Source organism: Pseudokineococcus sp. 1T1Z-3, assembly GCF_037482365.1.
Classification (GTDB): domain Bacteria; phylum Actinomycetota; class Actinomycetes; order Actinomycetales; family Quadrisphaeraceae; genus Pseudokineococcus.
In genome coordinates this window covers 47,164-60,728 of sequence record NZ_JBBHZF010000026.1, presented here as the reverse complement: position 1 = coordinate 60,728, position 13,565 = coordinate 47,164, and the positions used below count along the sequence as shown (strand labels likewise).

Annotated in this window: 18 protein-coding genes, 3 tRNA genes and 1 pseudogene; 14 read left to right on the top strand and 8 right to left on the bottom strand. The window is 73.5% G+C overall.

Annotated features, from left to right (window positions below; all coding sequences use genetic code 11):
• Nucleotides 1-16: 16 nt before the first annotated feature.
• Both WDV86_RS12400 and WDV86_RS12395 read right to left on the bottom strand, forming a co-directional pair.
• Nucleotides 17-89, bottom strand: a tRNA-Arg gene (locus WDV86_RS12400).
• 71 nt (nucleotides 90-160) lie between these two features.
• Nucleotides 161-1,405 carry a PrsW family intramembrane metalloprotease gene (locus tag WDV86_RS12395; RefSeq protein WP_339567949.1) on the bottom strand — a complete coding sequence of 415 codons (1,245 nt, stop codon included), beginning with the start codon at nucleotides 1,403-1,405 and terminating at the stop codon, nucleotides 161-163.
• 142 nt (nucleotides 1,406-1,547) lie between these two features.
• Between WDV86_RS12395 and orn the strand changes: the two genes are divergently transcribed.
• The 5 genes from orn (at nucleotide 1,548) to WDV86_RS12370 (ending at nucleotide 3,962) form a co-directional block, all read left to right on the top strand.
• Nucleotides 1,548-2,132 carry an oligoribonuclease gene (gene orn / locus WDV86_RS12390; RefSeq protein ID WP_445263077.1) on the top strand — a complete coding sequence of 195 codons (585 nt, stop codon included), beginning with the start codon at nucleotides 1,548-1,550 and terminating at the stop codon, nucleotides 2,130-2,132.
• Nucleotides 2,133-2,294: 162 nt separating this feature from the next.
• Nucleotides 2,295-2,367: transfer RNA gene (locus WDV86_RS12385), tRNA-His, on the top strand.
• Between the two features lie 181 nt (nucleotides 2,368-2,548).
• The gene (locus WDV86_RS12380) at nucleotides 2,549-2,833 is read left to right on the top strand and encodes a hypothetical protein (protein WP_339567947.1); all 285 of its coding nucleotides are present in this window, start codon (nucleotides 2,549-2,551) and stop codon (nucleotides 2,831-2,833) included.
• Nucleotides 2,834-2,914: 81 nt separating this feature from the next.
• Nucleotides 2,915-2,987: transfer RNA gene (locus tag WDV86_RS12375), tRNA-Lys, on the top strand.
• A 621-nt stretch (nucleotides 2,988-3,608) separates the two neighbouring features.
• The gene (locus WDV86_RS12370; RefSeq protein WP_339567946.1) at nucleotides 3,609-3,962 is read left to right on the top strand and encodes a peptidoglycan recognition protein family protein; all 354 of its coding nucleotides are present in this window, start codon (nucleotides 3,609-3,611) and stop codon (nucleotides 3,960-3,962) included.
• Between the two features lie 88 nt (nucleotides 3,963-4,050).
• On the opposite strand, the gene WDV86_RS12365 is transcribed toward WDV86_RS12370, so the two are convergent.
• Nucleotides 4,051-4,317 carry a hypothetical protein gene (locus WDV86_RS12365; protein WP_339567945.1) on the bottom strand — a complete coding sequence of 89 codons (267 nt, stop codon included), beginning with the start codon at nucleotides 4,315-4,317 and terminating at the stop codon, nucleotides 4,051-4,053.
• 132 nt (nucleotides 4,318-4,449) lie between these two features.
• Between WDV86_RS12365 and WDV86_RS12360 the strand changes: the two genes are divergently transcribed.
• From WDV86_RS12360 to WDV86_RS12350, 3 genes are all read left to right on the top strand, one after another.
• Nucleotides 4,450-4,851 carry a hypothetical protein gene (locus tag WDV86_RS12360; protein ID WP_339567944.1) on the top strand — a complete coding sequence of 134 codons (402 nt, stop codon included), beginning with the start codon at nucleotides 4,450-4,452 and terminating at the stop codon, nucleotides 4,849-4,851.
• Nucleotides 4,852-4,978: 127 nt separating this feature from the next.
• A complete protein-coding gene (locus tag WDV86_RS12355) occupies nucleotides 4,979-5,134 on the top strand; it encodes a hypothetical protein (RefSeq protein ID WP_339567943.1) in 156 nt (51 codons plus the stop codon).
• The gene (locus tag WDV86_RS12350; RefSeq protein ID WP_339567942.1) at nucleotides 5,131-6,285 is read left to right on the top strand and encodes a Fic family protein; all 1,155 of its coding nucleotides are present in this window, start codon (nucleotides 5,131-5,133) and stop codon (nucleotides 6,283-6,285) included. Before WDV86_RS12355 ends, WDV86_RS12350 begins: the two co-directional genes overlap by 4 nt.
• Before the next feature lie 284 nt (nucleotides 6,286-6,569).
• Here WDV86_RS12350 and WDV86_RS12345 read toward each other — a convergent pair whose 3' ends face one another.
• Nucleotides 6,570-7,016 carry a hypothetical protein gene (locus WDV86_RS12345; RefSeq protein ID WP_339567941.1) on the bottom strand — a complete coding sequence of 149 codons (447 nt, stop codon included), beginning with the start codon at nucleotides 7,014-7,016 and terminating at the stop codon, nucleotides 6,570-6,572.
• Between the two features lie 433 nt (nucleotides 7,017-7,449).
• On the opposite strand from WDV86_RS12345, the gene WDV86_RS12340 reads away from it, so the two are divergent.
• From WDV86_RS12340 to WDV86_RS12325, 5 genes and pseudogenes are all read left to right on the top strand, one after another.
• Nucleotides 7,450-7,695, top strand: coding sequence for a hypothetical protein (locus WDV86_RS12340; protein ID WP_339567940.1), 246 nt, complete (start codon nucleotides 7,450-7,452; stop codon nucleotides 7,693-7,695).
• 53 nt (nucleotides 7,696-7,748) lie between these two features.
• Nucleotides 7,749-7,922: a hypothetical protein gene (locus tag WDV86_RS12335; RefSeq protein ID WP_339567939.1), complete on the top strand. Its 174-nt coding sequence runs from the start codon at nucleotides 7,749-7,751 to the stop codon at nucleotides 7,920-7,922.
• Nucleotides 7,886-8,158: pseudogene (locus WDV86_RS16285) on the top strand (helix-turn-helix domain-containing protein); the annotation flags it as partial. The gene WDV86_RS12335 and the pseudogene WDV86_RS16285, both read left to right, overlap by 37 nt.
• A 110-nt stretch (nucleotides 8,159-8,268) precedes the next feature.
• On the top strand, nucleotides 8,269-9,216 hold the full coding sequence (locus tag WDV86_RS12330) for a hypothetical protein (protein WP_339567938.1): 948 nt from the start codon (nucleotides 8,269-8,271) through the stop codon (nucleotides 9,214-9,216).
• Nucleotides 9,217-9,307: 91 nt separating this feature from the next.
• Nucleotides 9,308-9,853 carry a hypothetical protein gene (locus tag WDV86_RS12325; RefSeq protein WP_339567937.1) on the top strand — a complete coding sequence of 182 codons (546 nt, stop codon included), beginning with the start codon at nucleotides 9,308-9,310 and terminating at the stop codon, nucleotides 9,851-9,853.
• 13 nt (nucleotides 9,854-9,866) lie between these two features.
• On the opposite strand, the gene WDV86_RS12320 is transcribed toward WDV86_RS12325, so the two are convergent.
• Nucleotides 9,867-10,523: a tyrosine-type recombinase/integrase gene (locus WDV86_RS12320; protein ID WP_339567936.1), complete on the bottom strand. Its 657-nt coding sequence runs from the start codon at nucleotides 10,521-10,523 to the stop codon at nucleotides 9,867-9,869.
• Between the two features lie 21 nt (nucleotides 10,524-10,544).
• Nucleotides 10,545-10,745 carry a hypothetical protein gene (locus tag WDV86_RS12315; RefSeq protein WP_339567935.1) on the bottom strand — a complete coding sequence of 67 codons (201 nt, stop codon included), beginning with the start codon at nucleotides 10,743-10,745 and terminating at the stop codon, nucleotides 10,545-10,547.
• A 283-nt stretch (nucleotides 10,746-11,028) separates the two neighbouring features.
• Between WDV86_RS12315 and WDV86_RS12310 the strand changes: the two genes are divergently transcribed.
• A complete protein-coding gene (locus WDV86_RS12310; protein WP_339567934.1) occupies nucleotides 11,029-11,727 on the top strand; it encodes a hypothetical protein in 699 nt (232 codons plus the stop codon).
• A gap of 82 nt (nucleotides 11,728-11,809) precedes the next feature.
• Here WDV86_RS12310 and WDV86_RS12305 read toward each other — a convergent pair whose 3' ends face one another.
• Together WDV86_RS12305 and WDV86_RS12300 are read right to left on the bottom strand one after the other, a co-directional pair.
• Entirely contained in the window at nucleotides 11,810-13,150 is a 1,341-nt protein-coding gene (locus WDV86_RS12305) for a cytochrome P450 (protein WP_339568568.1), read from the bottom strand.
• Nucleotides 13,151-13,221: 71 nt separating this feature from the next.
• A complete protein-coding gene (locus tag WDV86_RS12300) occupies nucleotides 13,222-13,518 on the bottom strand; it encodes a GroES family chaperonin (protein WP_445263076.1) in 297 nt (98 codons plus the stop codon).
• Between the last annotated feature and the right edge of the window lie 47 nt (nucleotides 13,519-13,565).

The window sequence follows — 13,565 nt, the reverse complement described above, 5'->3', positions numbered from 1 at the left end:
CCGGTCGGCTGGTCGGCGCCCCCGGCAGGGATCGAACCTGCGACCGTCAGATTAGAAGTCTGCTGCTCTGTCCGCTGAGCTACGGGGGCACGGCCGCTGGGCGCTGCTCGGCCGTGACGAGGGTAGCCCTGGAGCGTCGCCCGGCCGAGGGACCGGCGGGCTAACGGGCGCTCAGCGCGTGCGCGGCGGGCGGGGTCGCGCCGGGCGGCGGACCGCCAGGCCCGACGAGGAAGTGCGCCCGCAGCTGCCAGAGCTCGACGAGCACCCGGGCCTCGCGGTCGGCGGCGTGCCGGGAGGCAGTCCCGTGCTCCACCCGCTCGCGCAGGAAGGCGAGCTCGCAGGCGGTCTGCTGGAACTCGGCCATGGCGTCCTGGGCGTCGGGACCGCCGAGCCGCCGCGCCCAGCGGCGGGCCCGGCGGCGCTCGGCGAGCGAGGCCACCATCGCGGCCTCGGCCCAGGTGAGCCAGCCGGCGCGGGCGTAGACGTCGAGGTGCTCGCGCACGACGCGGTGCTCGCGGCGACGGGCGAGCACGGCGAGCGTGACGGCGCCGACGAAGACGGGCACCTGGAGGAGAGGGTAGACGAGCGGGAAGCCCAGCGGCACGAAGGTCGAGCCGTTCCACAGGCCGTGCAGGACGACGGCGAGGGCGAGCCCGAGGAAGGGCAGGAGCCAGCGGCCCCTCCAGCTCCGGCTGACGGCCAGGCCGACGCCGATCCCCACGAGCACCGTGAAGAGCGGGTGGGCGAAGGGAGAGACGACCGCGCGCAGGACGAAGGTGGCGGCGAGCTGCGACGTCCCGCCCTGCACGAGGGCGGTGCTGAAGTAGAGGACGTTCTCCACGAGGGCGAAGCCGATTCCGACCATGCCGGCGTAGACGATGCCGTCGACGACGCCGTCGAACTCCCGGCGCCGCAGGAGCAGCACGGCGACGACCCCGAGCGCCTTGACGGCCTCCTCGGTCAGCGGCGCGACGACGGCCAGGGTGGTGAAGCCCGGGGGGCCGGCGTCGTCGAGCAGCACGCTCGCCTGCGTGTTGACGGCCAGCGCCGCGGCGGTGGCCACGCCGGCGCCCCACCCGAAGGCGAGGAGCAGCATCCCGGGGGGCTCGGCCTCGTAGCGGTCGAGCCACAGGAAGATGGCGACGACCACGAGGACGGGCAGCAGGGCGAGGGCGGCCCCGACGACCACCGCCTCGGCGCCGTTCTGCAGCAGCACCAGCCAGAGCACCTGCAGCACGCCCGCCACGACGACCCCGGCGAGCACGGTCGCCACGAGGACCTGGACGGCCCGCCGGCCGCGACCGGAGCGCCGGTCGGCCGCTGCGGCGCCCACCCGCTCCTGCACCTCGAGCGGCGAGGGCGGCGGCGGGCCGTCCACCTCTGCCGGAGACGGCTGCTCGGTCATGGGGGGCACGCTAGCCAGCGCGGCCGACAGCCGCCCCGAGACCGGGCCACGTCGCCCACGAGGTCTCGCCCGGCTGGCGAGCGGGGCCCCGTCGGGGGCGACGCCTAGAGTTCCTGCGGTGACCTCCCCCTCGGCTCAGCGCATCGTGTGGATCGACTGCGAGATGACGGGTCTCGACCTCGAGGCCGACGCGCTCGTGGAGGTCGCCGTCCTCGTCACCGACTCCGACCTGCAGGTCGTCGGCGAGGGGCTCGACGTCCTCATCGCCCCGCCCGAGGAGGCGCTCGCGCAGATGCGCGACGTCGTCCGAGAGATGCACACCGCCTCGGGGCTCCTGGAGGAGCTGGCGGCCGGGACGACGCTGGAGGACGCCCAGCGCCAGGTCCTCGACCACGTGCGCGAGCTCGTGCCCGACGCGCGCAAGGCGCCGCTGGCGGGCAACTCCGTGGGCACCGACCGGGGCTTCCTCGCCCGGGACATGCCCGAGCTCGTCGACCACCTGCACTACCGGATCATCGACGTGTCCTCGGTCAAGGAGCTGGCACGCCGCTGGTACCCGCGGGCGTACTTCGCCTCTCCCGAGAAGGCCGGCGGTCACCGGGCCCTCGCCGACATCCGCGAGAGCATCGTGGAGCTGCGCTACTACCGGGAGACGGTCTTCGCGGCGCCCCCCGGCCCCGACAGCGCCGCCGCGCGCGCGGCGGCCGCGCGGGTCACGGGCGCCTGAGGTCTCGCGCCGACGCCGGGGGCCCGCGCCCCACCGCCGGGTCTCCCCGTCCTGGGCGGGCGGTCGATAAGGCTGACGACGGGCCGCCGCACGGCGGGTATGCTCGACCCCGCCCACGAGGCCTCGACGGCACGCGCTCGCCGAGACCTCCCGGGCGACATGGTGGGTGTAGCTCAGTCGGTAGAGCACCTGGTTGTGGTCCAGGTGGCCGCGGGTTCAAGTCCCGTCACTCACCCCGCTCGAGGGCGGCCCCGCGCGTCGGGGCCGTCCTCGCCAGCTCCCGGCCCGGCCCCGCCCTCGGAGCGGCCGTCACCCGGACGGCTCAGTCGTCCGGCGGGTCCTGCCGGCACCGTGCTCTTCTCTGCGACACTGATGCATCGCCCCCACCCTCAGGGCGAGCGCGCGAGGAGGCCACCATGACGCCCGAGAACCCGACGTCGACAGACCGCCGGGAGACCGCCGACGGGGTACCCGAGGAGACCGCCGGCTCCAGCGGCAGCGACCACGTCATGGACATGCTCGGCGAGCACGTCCCCCTGTCGCTGCTCATGGACCTGACCTCTCCGAAGGGTCCGGACAGCGAGACCATCCTCGACGACGAGGGACTTCCCGAGGACTCCTGGTGGGGCGAGGCCGAGGAGCCGACCGGCGCGAACGGCACCACGGCGGACGGCGACGCCGCCGACCAGGTCGGCGACTGAGGCGGTGGCCGTCAGGGCCCGCGGGGCCGCGACCGTCGATTTCCGCCGACGGCCAGGCCGCGTGTACCGTGGTCCCCGCACGCGCTGCTAGCTCAATTGGCAGAGCAACTGACTCTTAATCAGTGGGTTCTCGGTTCGAGTCCGAGGCGGCGCACTTCTCACGACCCTCGTCCGACGCCGTCGGGCGGGGGTCGTTGTTGTGCACTCCGAGCGTCCATGACGCCGGCGAGCAGCTCGATGCGCTGCGCCACCGACACGATGTCGCGCGGCTTCCGGTTGCCCGCCTTCCATTGCGGGTAGCGCGGGTAGGGCACCTGCAGCGCCTCCGCAGAGGCGCTGCTGCATCTCGCACATCTGACGCACCTTGCGCAGGCGATCGGCGAAGGTCGACTGCGGAGTCACGGCAGCGCCCGCATCCCGCTGCTGCTCCCCGACCCCCGAGCACCCCACCGAGACGCCCTAGCCACGCACCTGACATCGCGAGCCCAGCGCTCGCCGTCCGACCCGCGAGGGCCGGTACCCGACCCCCGGGTGCCGGCCCTCGCTCGTGCCTCACCGACTGGCAAGAGCCATCTGATGCCCATGCGTCATGCCGCGGCGTTCGCCCGGGTCGCGACCCGGCTTGTGCGGCCGCGGCTTGGCCCTCCTCCAGGAGCCCGGCTAGGTCGACCGGGGCTACGAGGGCTACAGGGCCAGTCGCTGACGGTGGTCGAGTCCGTCGTCGACCACCACACCGTCGACCAGCCGCCCGTCGACCAGCCGCCCGTCCCTGCGGGTGGGCCGCGACGGCCGCTCGGACCTGCCGGGCCCGCTCGCGCAGTGGGGCGTCGGTCGCACCGGCCGAATCCGCCTCATCGCGGCGGGCCTGGCCAACCACGCCGGCCGCACCTTCCACCCCTACCAGGGCAACTCCCGGGCCGTGGGCGTCGAGGTCGCGAACAACGGCACCACCGAGGCGTGGTCCGGGACCGTCCTGCTCGCGCTCATCGCTCTTAACGAGGAGCTGCTCCGCCAGTTCGGCCTCCCAATCGGCCGGCTCTTCGGTCACAAGGAGATCGCCGCGCCCGCCGGCCGCGGGTCCGACCCGCACTTCCTCATGGGCCCTTCCGGGCTTGCCACGACCTCATGAGCACCCCCCGAGCAGGAGGCTTCCTCATGGCCCTCACCGACAAGCAGCAGGACCAGACTCTGCGCCTGAACGTCCCGCGCCAAGGACATCAACGAGCGCGTCCTCGTCGAGCTCCCGGCCCCCGCCCGCCGGGTCCAAGGTCTTTCGCTCCGCCGAGCATGGCCACGACGTCGACGGGCAGCGCCTCACCCTCTTCCAGCTCGTCGCCAAGACCTTCCACGAGGCCACCCACCGCCTGCCCGCACGCAAGCCCGGCGCCCTCGTCCGCGACGACACCCTCCTCGGCTACGCCGCCCAGTCCCACGCCGACGCCGCCGCTGACACACGCGCGACCGTCCTGCGGATCGAGCGCCATCCGCGACCTCGCCGGCGCCACCACTGACACCGACCAGCCCCTCAGCGAGGCGCAGATCACCGCCGCCGTCACCGGCGGCGCCGTCGCCGTCGCCGTCGACGCCCCCGGGGCCCTCACACCTGGAGCCAGACCATGACCACCGCCTACCCCGCCGACCCGGCCAGCACCACCACCACCGACCCTGCCGACTTCCCCGAGACCGGCCACTTACACAACGCCCAGCCCCTCGAGCGCGCCAGCGACTACCTCAAGGCCGTCGCCAGCATCATCGGCGCCACCCTCGTGGCCCTCGTCGCCGCGCTCGCCAACACTCAGGTCTCCACCGTCGAGCGCCTCGACGTCTGCGTCGCGTTCGTCGGCGCCGTCGTCGCCGCCGCGGTGCAGGCGCTCGCCGTCGCCGTGCTCGGTGACGGCATCGACCTGTCCGCGTGGCTGCAGGTCGCCATCGCCGTCCTCACGGCCGCCGGCGTCGTCATCCTGCCCCACACCGACCCCTGGGCGGAGTGGGTCCAGGACAACCAACTTGGCACCTGACGCCACACGCGCCACCCAGCACGACAGCGCCCCCGCCCAGCCTTGAGGCCGAGCGGGGGCGCTCTTCGTCGTCTCGGGCCCGCCCGTTCTGCCCAGCGGCCTCGGTGCATCGGCGTACCGTCGTGCCATGAAGCCGCGGGGGCAGGCGCCGGAGGGGCACACGATGGTGGACGGTGACGCCCCGGAGGACGACGCCGACTACGTCCCCGACGACGAGTTCGTCGCCGCAGGGCGCGCCGTCGCAGAGCAGTACTCGGAGCTGATGCGCCGCCTCGCGCAGTGACCAAGTACCCCAGCGTGGAGGCCGTCATCCGCCTCCACGCCGAGGTCGTCGGCCAGCACGTCGGAATCGTCGACCGCGCCACACTCGAGGGCGCGCTCGCCCGCCCGCAAGCGGGCTACGGCGACCACATCGAGTACCCCACCGTCTGGCTGAAGGCGGGAGTGCTCCTGCATGGCCTCGCGAGCACGCAGTCGTTCCGGGACGGCAACAAGCGCCTCGCCTGGGCGGCCGCGCTGGCGTTCCTCAAGACTAACCGTCACCCGTTAAGGCTCATCAACACCCTGACCGCCGAGGTGCTCGTGCTCGCCACTGCGACCTCCGCGATCACCGTGGACCAGGTCGCCGGGTGGCTGCAGGAGCACGCTGCCGCAGCACCTCGCCCTGACAGCGACGAGATTGAGATGCTCCGCGACGTCGAGGTTGGAGCGGCACGCTTGGGCGGGCTCACGCGTGACGGTGGCTTCCAGGGCAACGTCGTGCGGCTCACCATCAAGTCAGGTGCATCCGGCGAGGTGATGGCTCAACTCGCTCGAGGTCAAGAGCCCACGACCGTCACGAGGCACTTCGCGATCGGTACAGAGAGGGCGAAGTGGCTGGCGGTCCGCCTCGCCATGACCGCGCAGCACCTCGACCCGTTGATACCGATGAGCGCGACCACCGAGGAGGTCACGCAGAGGCCGGACCCGGCGGCGCCTTCTAGCTCGGCGGGCGTGATGCCCCCCGCCACCTCCCCTGCCCCGGCCGACGTCAGCTCGGGCTCGGACGTGGAGCCTCAGCCCCGCTGCAGCGTGATGAAGTGCGCCGCGCTCGAGGAGAGGGTCTGGCACGGCGCCGCCCGTGGTCACCTGCAAGACGCCGGGGTCTGCGAGGAGCATCACGCGGCGATGAGCGTTGGCGAGCCCTTCGACATCGACGTCGAGGTCGTCGACGGATACTGGCAGACGGTCGTGCGTATGGGGACCGAGCGCGAGGACGGCACCTACGACCTGCTAGGCGCTCAGCAGAGCGCGCCGGCCACCGGCTACCGCGCGGCGCTGACGCTACGCCCGCACGGCCGCGAGGACCTGATGCCCGAGGTCTTCGACATTCGCGTCAGCGACGACATGTGGACCTCGCTCTTCGGCGACGACTTCGCCAGGCCGGGTGGGTGACGGGAGCCACACCGGAGAAGTCCAGCACCCGATCGAGCTACGCTCCCGCCCGCGGCAGGCGGCAGGCACCCCGGCGCGGCCCCCAGATCACCTCGCGCAACCGCTAGTTGGCGCGGGCGGGGGCGCTACTCGGCTTCTCGGCGGACTTCAGCGACGAGCTCGAGGCCGAAGTCGCTGATGCCTTCGAAGCGCTGCGGACCCCTCTGGCGGGTGATGATCTCCGGGTCCGGCATGGACGCGCCGGTACGGATCAGCGCGGCCTTGATCGGCTTGTGAATGCTGCTCTATACCTCGCTGGTCCCCGAGCTAGCGCCGTCGGAGGCCACGTGAGCGCGTGTCTGCAGCTCGAGGTGCCACTCGTCGGCGAGCCGCCGGAGGACGCGGATGTGCACGGCGTCGAGGTCGCGGAGCGCGTAGGTGATGAGCATGCTCTCGTCGATTTTCGCGGTGTCGACGACGGCTTCAGCGACGACTCGGGCGAGTAGGCGCCGCTTCCCCTTCATGCCGCTGCGGGGGGCGCTGTCGAAGGCGGAGATGAAGAGGGACTCGACGGCGGGGTCTTGGTCGATGGCGCGGAGCATCTTCTCGAGGTCCCCTGTGCCGGCCTCGACGATGTCCATGAACTCGGCGGCCTTGTAGGCCTGCCGGTCACGCAGGTCGTCGTAGAGGACAAGGGCGCTGCCGCCGATCATCGGAGTGCCGGCGATGACCACTCGGATGCTGGTTTCCATCAGTGGTCGCGGTGGGGGCACGTCTGGCTCAGTCATACTCAGACCATCGCGAGATGTCCGCCCTCGCACCTACGTTTCCTGCCCATGGCAGGCGGCCGGTGCGACCCCGGAACCCCGCTCGGCGTGCGCGCGGTCGACGGCCATCTCGACGCGCCGGCGCCCCCGCCGAGGACGCGAGCCTTCGACCGGCTTATGGGCCGCCAGTGCCCGCCCATGCGCGTAGGGCACTGCGAGGTGCTCGCCGAGTCCCCGCCTCGGGGACGCCGTCGACGGGGCCCTGCCCGGGGTCATCTGCGAGGTCCGCGGCGACCGCGTCCGCGAGGTCTACGCCCTCGACGGCGACCTCATCGAGTCCTACCTCACGGTCGACCAGGTCCAGCAGTTCGTCGGCCCGCCGCCGGCCCGATGACGCCGTAACCAGGAGCGCCGCGAGGTGGGCCCGCCGGGCGTCCAGCGCAGACAGGCGGCGTGGGCGCTTAAGGCGGGCGTCGTCATCTGGGCCTTCAACGCGTTCGTGCAGGCTGTGATCTTCCTGACGAGCGAGGACTCGTCCACGATGTGGCAGGTCGTCCGAGCCGTCTCGTGCGTGCTCTTCATCGGCCTCGCTGTCTCGTCGGCACGCACCCTGCGCCGGCAGCGCCCGGCGCAGCAGACCGAGAGCGACCGCCCGACTGGGTGACATCGACCGACACCCACCGCAGCGCGACGTCGCGCCGCGCGACCATCCCGCTCATGGCCAGATCACCCGTCAGCGCTCGCCGGCGCACCGCCCAGCTGCTGTGGTCCTACGGCCTCCCCCTCGGCGTCGTCGCCGCCTGCTACGGCTTCGGGGCCCGGGACTGGCTGGGCGCCCGGACAGCTGGCGCCGAGTGGGTGGCCGCGACGATCGCCTCCGTCGCCGGCTAAGCGGCCTCGTGGTCTACCCCGGCCGCCCTGTACTCCGACCGCTCCCTCGCTTCGCCGGCACCGCCGGTGACGGCGGCCGCGCTCGTGATGGCGCCTACGCCGACCCCGAACTTGTCGCCTTGGTGCTCGAGGAGTACGCCGCGGGGCGCTCGCTGCGGGAGATCGCCGAACTGACCGACCGGTCGCACAGCGCGGTGCGGAACCTGCTGCAGCGCCGCGGTGTGCTCCGCCGGGGGCGCGGCGCGCCCCCACCTCGGCCCGAAGTTCGAAGCTCATGGGCGAGGGCCGCCGGGTCGTCTGGCACCCTCGACCCCCTCCGCAACGTTGCGTCCCGAGGAGTACCACTGTGCCGAGAGTCAGCAAGATCGTGCGCTTCTACCAGGCTGTCCACCTCGACCAGCAGGAGCAGAGCAAAGAGATCGACGGCGACTTCTGGGGGAAGCTGCACAGCAAGCTCGCGACCCTCGACCCGGACGACCGGGAGTACACGTACAGCTTCAACCGGTACTACGGGGAGGCGCGCACTCCCTCGTCGTGGCCGAGCCCGTACATCTACTTCGGTCGCCTGCGCCCCCCGGCCGATACACCGGACACCTACAGGCCGAAGACGGGCGTCCTCGGCCCGCTTCAGGTCGGAGACCCGGACGACCGGATCTCGGAGCCCACCTTCCTCGTCCCCCTCAACCGGAACAACCAGGTCGCGGTGATGACGCCCGTCATCGGCGCCACCAGGGAGGCGGCCATCGAGTCGTGGCTGAGTGCGGTCCTGGGCCTGACGACGACGGGAGACCGCATCGAGCTGAGACCGCTGGTAGACCTGCGTGTCCTCGAGAAGCTGGCGCGACGGGCGCAGGGAGCGAGCAAGCTGACGGTCGCCGTCCCAGCTGGAACGCCCGTGCCAGTCGACGGTGGTGGCGGGCAGACCGCCCAGGCCATCGCTCAAGCCGCCGCGGCGCGGACGAGTTCCATGGCGCTGGAGCAGACGTGGAGCATGGGGTACGCCCGCGACTCGCAGTCGACGAGCCGCCTGCTCGACGCCGCCAGATGGATCACGCGAGGGCGGTGGGCATCCCGGGCGGAGGTGACCATGCTGGTACCGCGCGAGGGGGCCGACGGCCAAGACGACGGGGGGGTGGAGAACCTGCGAGCGGAGCAGCACAACCTGCTGCGCGACGTCGTCACGATCCGCGCCTCCTTCGGGGTGGACGCGGACAAGTTGCCGGACGAGGCGTCGGTGCTCGGTGCTATCGATAGGGCCATCGCCCGGCTGCGCAAGGAGCACCCCAACCTCTGATGCGCGAGGGCCAACGCGCTGACGTTCGTCTCGGCGCGGAGGATGGAGGCCAACGAGGGCCATGAACAACCACAGGGAGAGGAGGAGGTCCATGCGCAAGCTCCTCGGCGATCGCCCCGGGGTCGTCAACATCCTCTTGGTCGGACTCGTCGCGATCCACCTCCTTGCCGGTCGCCGCTGGTCGCTGGTGGACGTGGCGTCGACCATGGCCACGCAGCCCGTCGGCAATCTCCTGGCCGCCTTCGCCAGTGTGGGCCTGCTCGCCTCGCTGACGGCTGGCTTCGCTGGGGTCGTCGTGATCTTCGGCTTGTCGCAGGAGTCGACCCGCTTCGTCGAGCTGCGCCACGACGGCGGAGCCCCGTTGCAGCGCAACTGGGTCACGACCGTAACGACATCACTGGCTGGCGCCTTCCTCGTGCTCACCGCCGTCGCGCTGACGCTGCTCGACTCGTCTTGGGCGGCCGTCTGGGTCGCGGAGGTCGCGGTGCTCTGGAACCTCCACGGCGCGCTCAGGCTCGTGTGGCTGCTCAAGGGCGTCATGCGCGTCGTCGCGGCCAAGGACCGCGAGGCGCTGACCTTGAAGCCGACCATCGACGTGGACGAGCTCTTCATGAACGCCCGCGCACCACGGAAGTAGGCGCGAGGCTCCGCTACGCCGCCGGCCGCAACGCGGACCAGCGCTCGCCGCCGTGGCCGCGCTCGACGCCGGCGCCCGCGGCGGCGCGACGTCGGGCCCAGTCGGGCACCAGAGTGTAGACCTGCGTGGTCGTGACCTGGGCGTGCCCGAGGGGCTCCTGCACGGCGCGCAGGTCACGCTCTACGGAGTACGCCAGCGAGGCGTACCGGTGCCGCAACGTGTGGGCGGTCCATCCGGGCCCGAGCGCCTCGGACATGAGCCGGGACACCGTGTGCGCGATCAGGTGCTCCCCCGGGCGCGTCGAGGAGGGGAAGACCCACCCGGCGGGCATGAGCCGCAGTATCCGCGCGAGCTCGTCGTCGAGCGGGACCAGGCGCTCGCGGGCGCCCTTGCCGCGCACGTGCAGCAAGTAGCCCTCGATGCCGGGGACGACGTCTTCGCGGCGGACGCGGGCGACCTCTCCGGCGCGCAGGCCGGTGCGTTGGGCGATGACGAGCATGAGCCGCTCGCGCAGCGGGGCGCGCTCGAGCGCATCGAGGAGGACGTCGTCGGGGGTGGGCCGCGGCGTCCGCCGCGGCGCCTTCACGGTCGGCAGTGCGGTGGTCGCGTCCTCCTCGAGGAGGCGGGTGCGCACGGCCCACCCGTAGCAGCCCCGCACGGACGCGCGCACTGAGCGGAGCGTCGCCGGCCCTCACTCGAGCTCGGCCATCCAGCCGACGAGGTCGTCGTGGGTCAGGTCGAAGGGCGCCCGGTCGCGGTAGCGGTGAGCGAGCCTCCAAAGGTGGTAGGTCCGCAGTCCCCTCGTGGTCGACGGGCGTCCGGCGACAGTCAGCCACCGGTCCCACTCGACGAGCTGCTGCTGCCACAGCGTCGTGACGGTCAACTGCCCCATGGGAGCCACGCGAACGCTTGTTCGATACACGGCGCCAGCCGTTGACGGTGAGGTGGGGACGCCGGGTCCCCGCCGCTCGACACCACGGCGCCGGGGCTGCAGCGGGACGACGTCGCCGAGAGTGGTCCGCCGACCAGAACCAGTGGGTTCTCGGTTCGAGTCCGAGGCGGCGCACATCTCGCGGCCCCTGCCTGACGTCGTCGGGCGGGGGCCGTCGTGCGTCAGGCGCCGATCGCCGCACCCCCGTACGGTGCCGGTCAGACCCTCGCCGATCGGAGCCGACGTGCGCACCCGCCCCCTCGCCCTCACCGCGTCCCTCGCCCTCGTGGTGGTGCTCCCCGGCTGCGCCGGCGAGGCAGGGCTGCTCGGCAGCCGCGACGCCGCCGGCGCCGCGCTCGAGGACGGCCGCCTCGACGGCGGTGGAGACATCCCCATGACGACCTACCGGGAGCGCGTCGCGGCCGAGGAGGCACGGGAAGCACGGGACGACGCCGCCCGGCAGGCCCAGGAGGGGCTCGCGGGCTGCGCCGACCCCGGGGACGCGCAGTCCTTCGAGGTCAGCGCCGCCGGCGTCGACGTCGAGCTGCAGGTGCCCGTCGACGCCGACGAGGACCCGGTCGAGCAGCTCGAGGAGTACCGCCAGGACGTGGGAGCGGGGCCGGTGTGCTGGGTGCTCGCGGAGGTCGACGCCCGCGACGGCGCGGAGGTCGTCGACCTCCCCCTCGTCGAGGTGACCACCGCCGACGGACGCACCGTCGCGCTGCAGCGGGCCGCGGACGTCCTGGCCGGCTGGGGAGACCTCGTCCTGCCGGACGAGAGCGACCTCGCGGCCCGCGGCGTCGAGCTCATCACCACGACGGGCGGCGTCGTGGGCCCGGGCGAGCGCGGCGAGGTGGTGCTCGTCGCGACGGTCGACCTGGACGACGCCCGCGCCGTGCGCGTCCAGGTCACCGACGGCGGACCGCTCGTCGCGGCGTCCTGAGCCACCGGCCCCCAGGGGCCTCGCCCCTCCGCCGGGCGACCAGGCCGTCCCTCGCGGCGGCCTGCCGCCCGACGCGACGAGGTCACACGTCGGGGAAGCGGTGGCGCGGGGTGACCTGCAGCCGCAGGCCGCCCCGCGGGCGCATCGTCACGAGGGCGTCGACGCGGACGCGCTCCCCCGGCGCCGGGACGACCGTCGCGCCGCGCAGGAGCTCGGCGACGAGCAGGGTCGTCTCGACGAGGGCGAAGTCCTTGCCGATGCACAGGCGCGCCCCGGCCCCGAAGGGCACGTAGGCGGCGCGGGCGTCGCGCGCGAGCCCCTCGCCCTCGAAGCGCTGCGGGCGGAAGACCTCCGGGTCGGGGAAGAGCTCCGGGCGGCGGTGCAGCAGCCACGGGCTGATGACGGCGGTCGTGCCGGCGGGCACCGCGACGCCGTCGAGCACGTCGTCGGCGAGCGCCCGCCGGCTGACGACCCAGGCGGGCGGGTAGAGCCGCAGCGACTCCTCGACGGCGGCGCGGGTGCGCACCAGCGAGCGCAGGTCGTCCCACCGGGGCGGACGCCCGCCGTCGGCGTCGGGGCCGCCCAGGACGGCGTCGAGCTCGTCGGCGACGCGCGCCTGCTCGCCCGGGTTCTCCGCGAGCAGGTGCAGCGTCCACGTCAGCGCCGACGCGACGGTCTCGTGCCCGGCGATGACCATGGTGACGAGCTCGTCCCGCAGCCCCCGCGGCGCGAGGTCGCCGGCGTCGACGGCGCGCAGGAGCAGCGCGAGCAGGTCCTCGTCGTCCTCGCCCGTCCCCCGGGCGCGACGGCGCGCGACCACTGCGGCGGCGGCGGCGTCGAGCTCGGCCACCGCCCGGCGCAGCCGCCGCCGGGCCGGGGTGGGCAACCACTCGGGCAGGGGCGTGCGGACCCGGGCGACCACGACGTCGAGCGCCTCCAGGACGGCCGTGACGAGCCGCTCGCCGTCCTGCGCGACGTCGGCGCCGAAGAGGGTGCGCCCCACGACCTCCAGCGTCGCCTGCAGGCCCTGCGCGTCGACGTCGACGACCCCGCCGCCCACCGGCCAGGTGGAGCGCATCCGCGCCGCCGCGGCGACCGACTGCTCGGCGACGGCCGCCAGCCCCCGCGGGTGGAAGGCCGGCTGCGCCGTCCGGCGTCGCTCGCGCCAGACGTCGCCGTCGCTGGTGAGGAGTCCCGTGCCGGTCACGGCGGACAGGGCGCCGTACTGCGCCGTCCGCTTCGACCAGGCGCGGTGGTTGTCGACGAGCACCCGGCGGGCCGCCGTCGGGGAGGCGAGGAGCACCACCGGCAGCCGGGGCGTCGGGAAGGCGACGAGGTCGCCGTGGCGCCGAGCCAGCCCCGCCAGGAAGGCCAGCGGGTCGGCGCGGATGCGCGGCACGGCCGCGACCATCTGGTGCGGCAGGGGTCCGTCGGCGTCGACGGGCGTGTAGCGGGCGTTGCGGCGAGACCGGGCGCCGGGGTCGGCCGCCCGCCTCAGAGGTACAGCCCCGTCCGGTCGCGTCGCTGGTCGTCCTCGGCGACGGCGTGCAGGTCCCGCTCCCGCAGCAGCAGGTACTCGCGGCCGGCCAGCTCCACCTCGCCGCGGTCCTCGGGGTCGACGAGCACCCGGTCGCCGAGCTGGACCTGGCGCACGTGCTGGCCGACGGCCATCACCAGCGCCCACACCAGTCGCTTGCCCACGGCCGCGGTCGCGGGGATGACGATGCCGGCCGAGGAACGCCGCTCGCCGCCCGCGCCGTCGGTGGAGACGAGGACGCGGTCGTGCAGCATCCGCACCCCGAGCGACCCGGGCGCCGGCAGGGTGCCCGGCGCGGGAG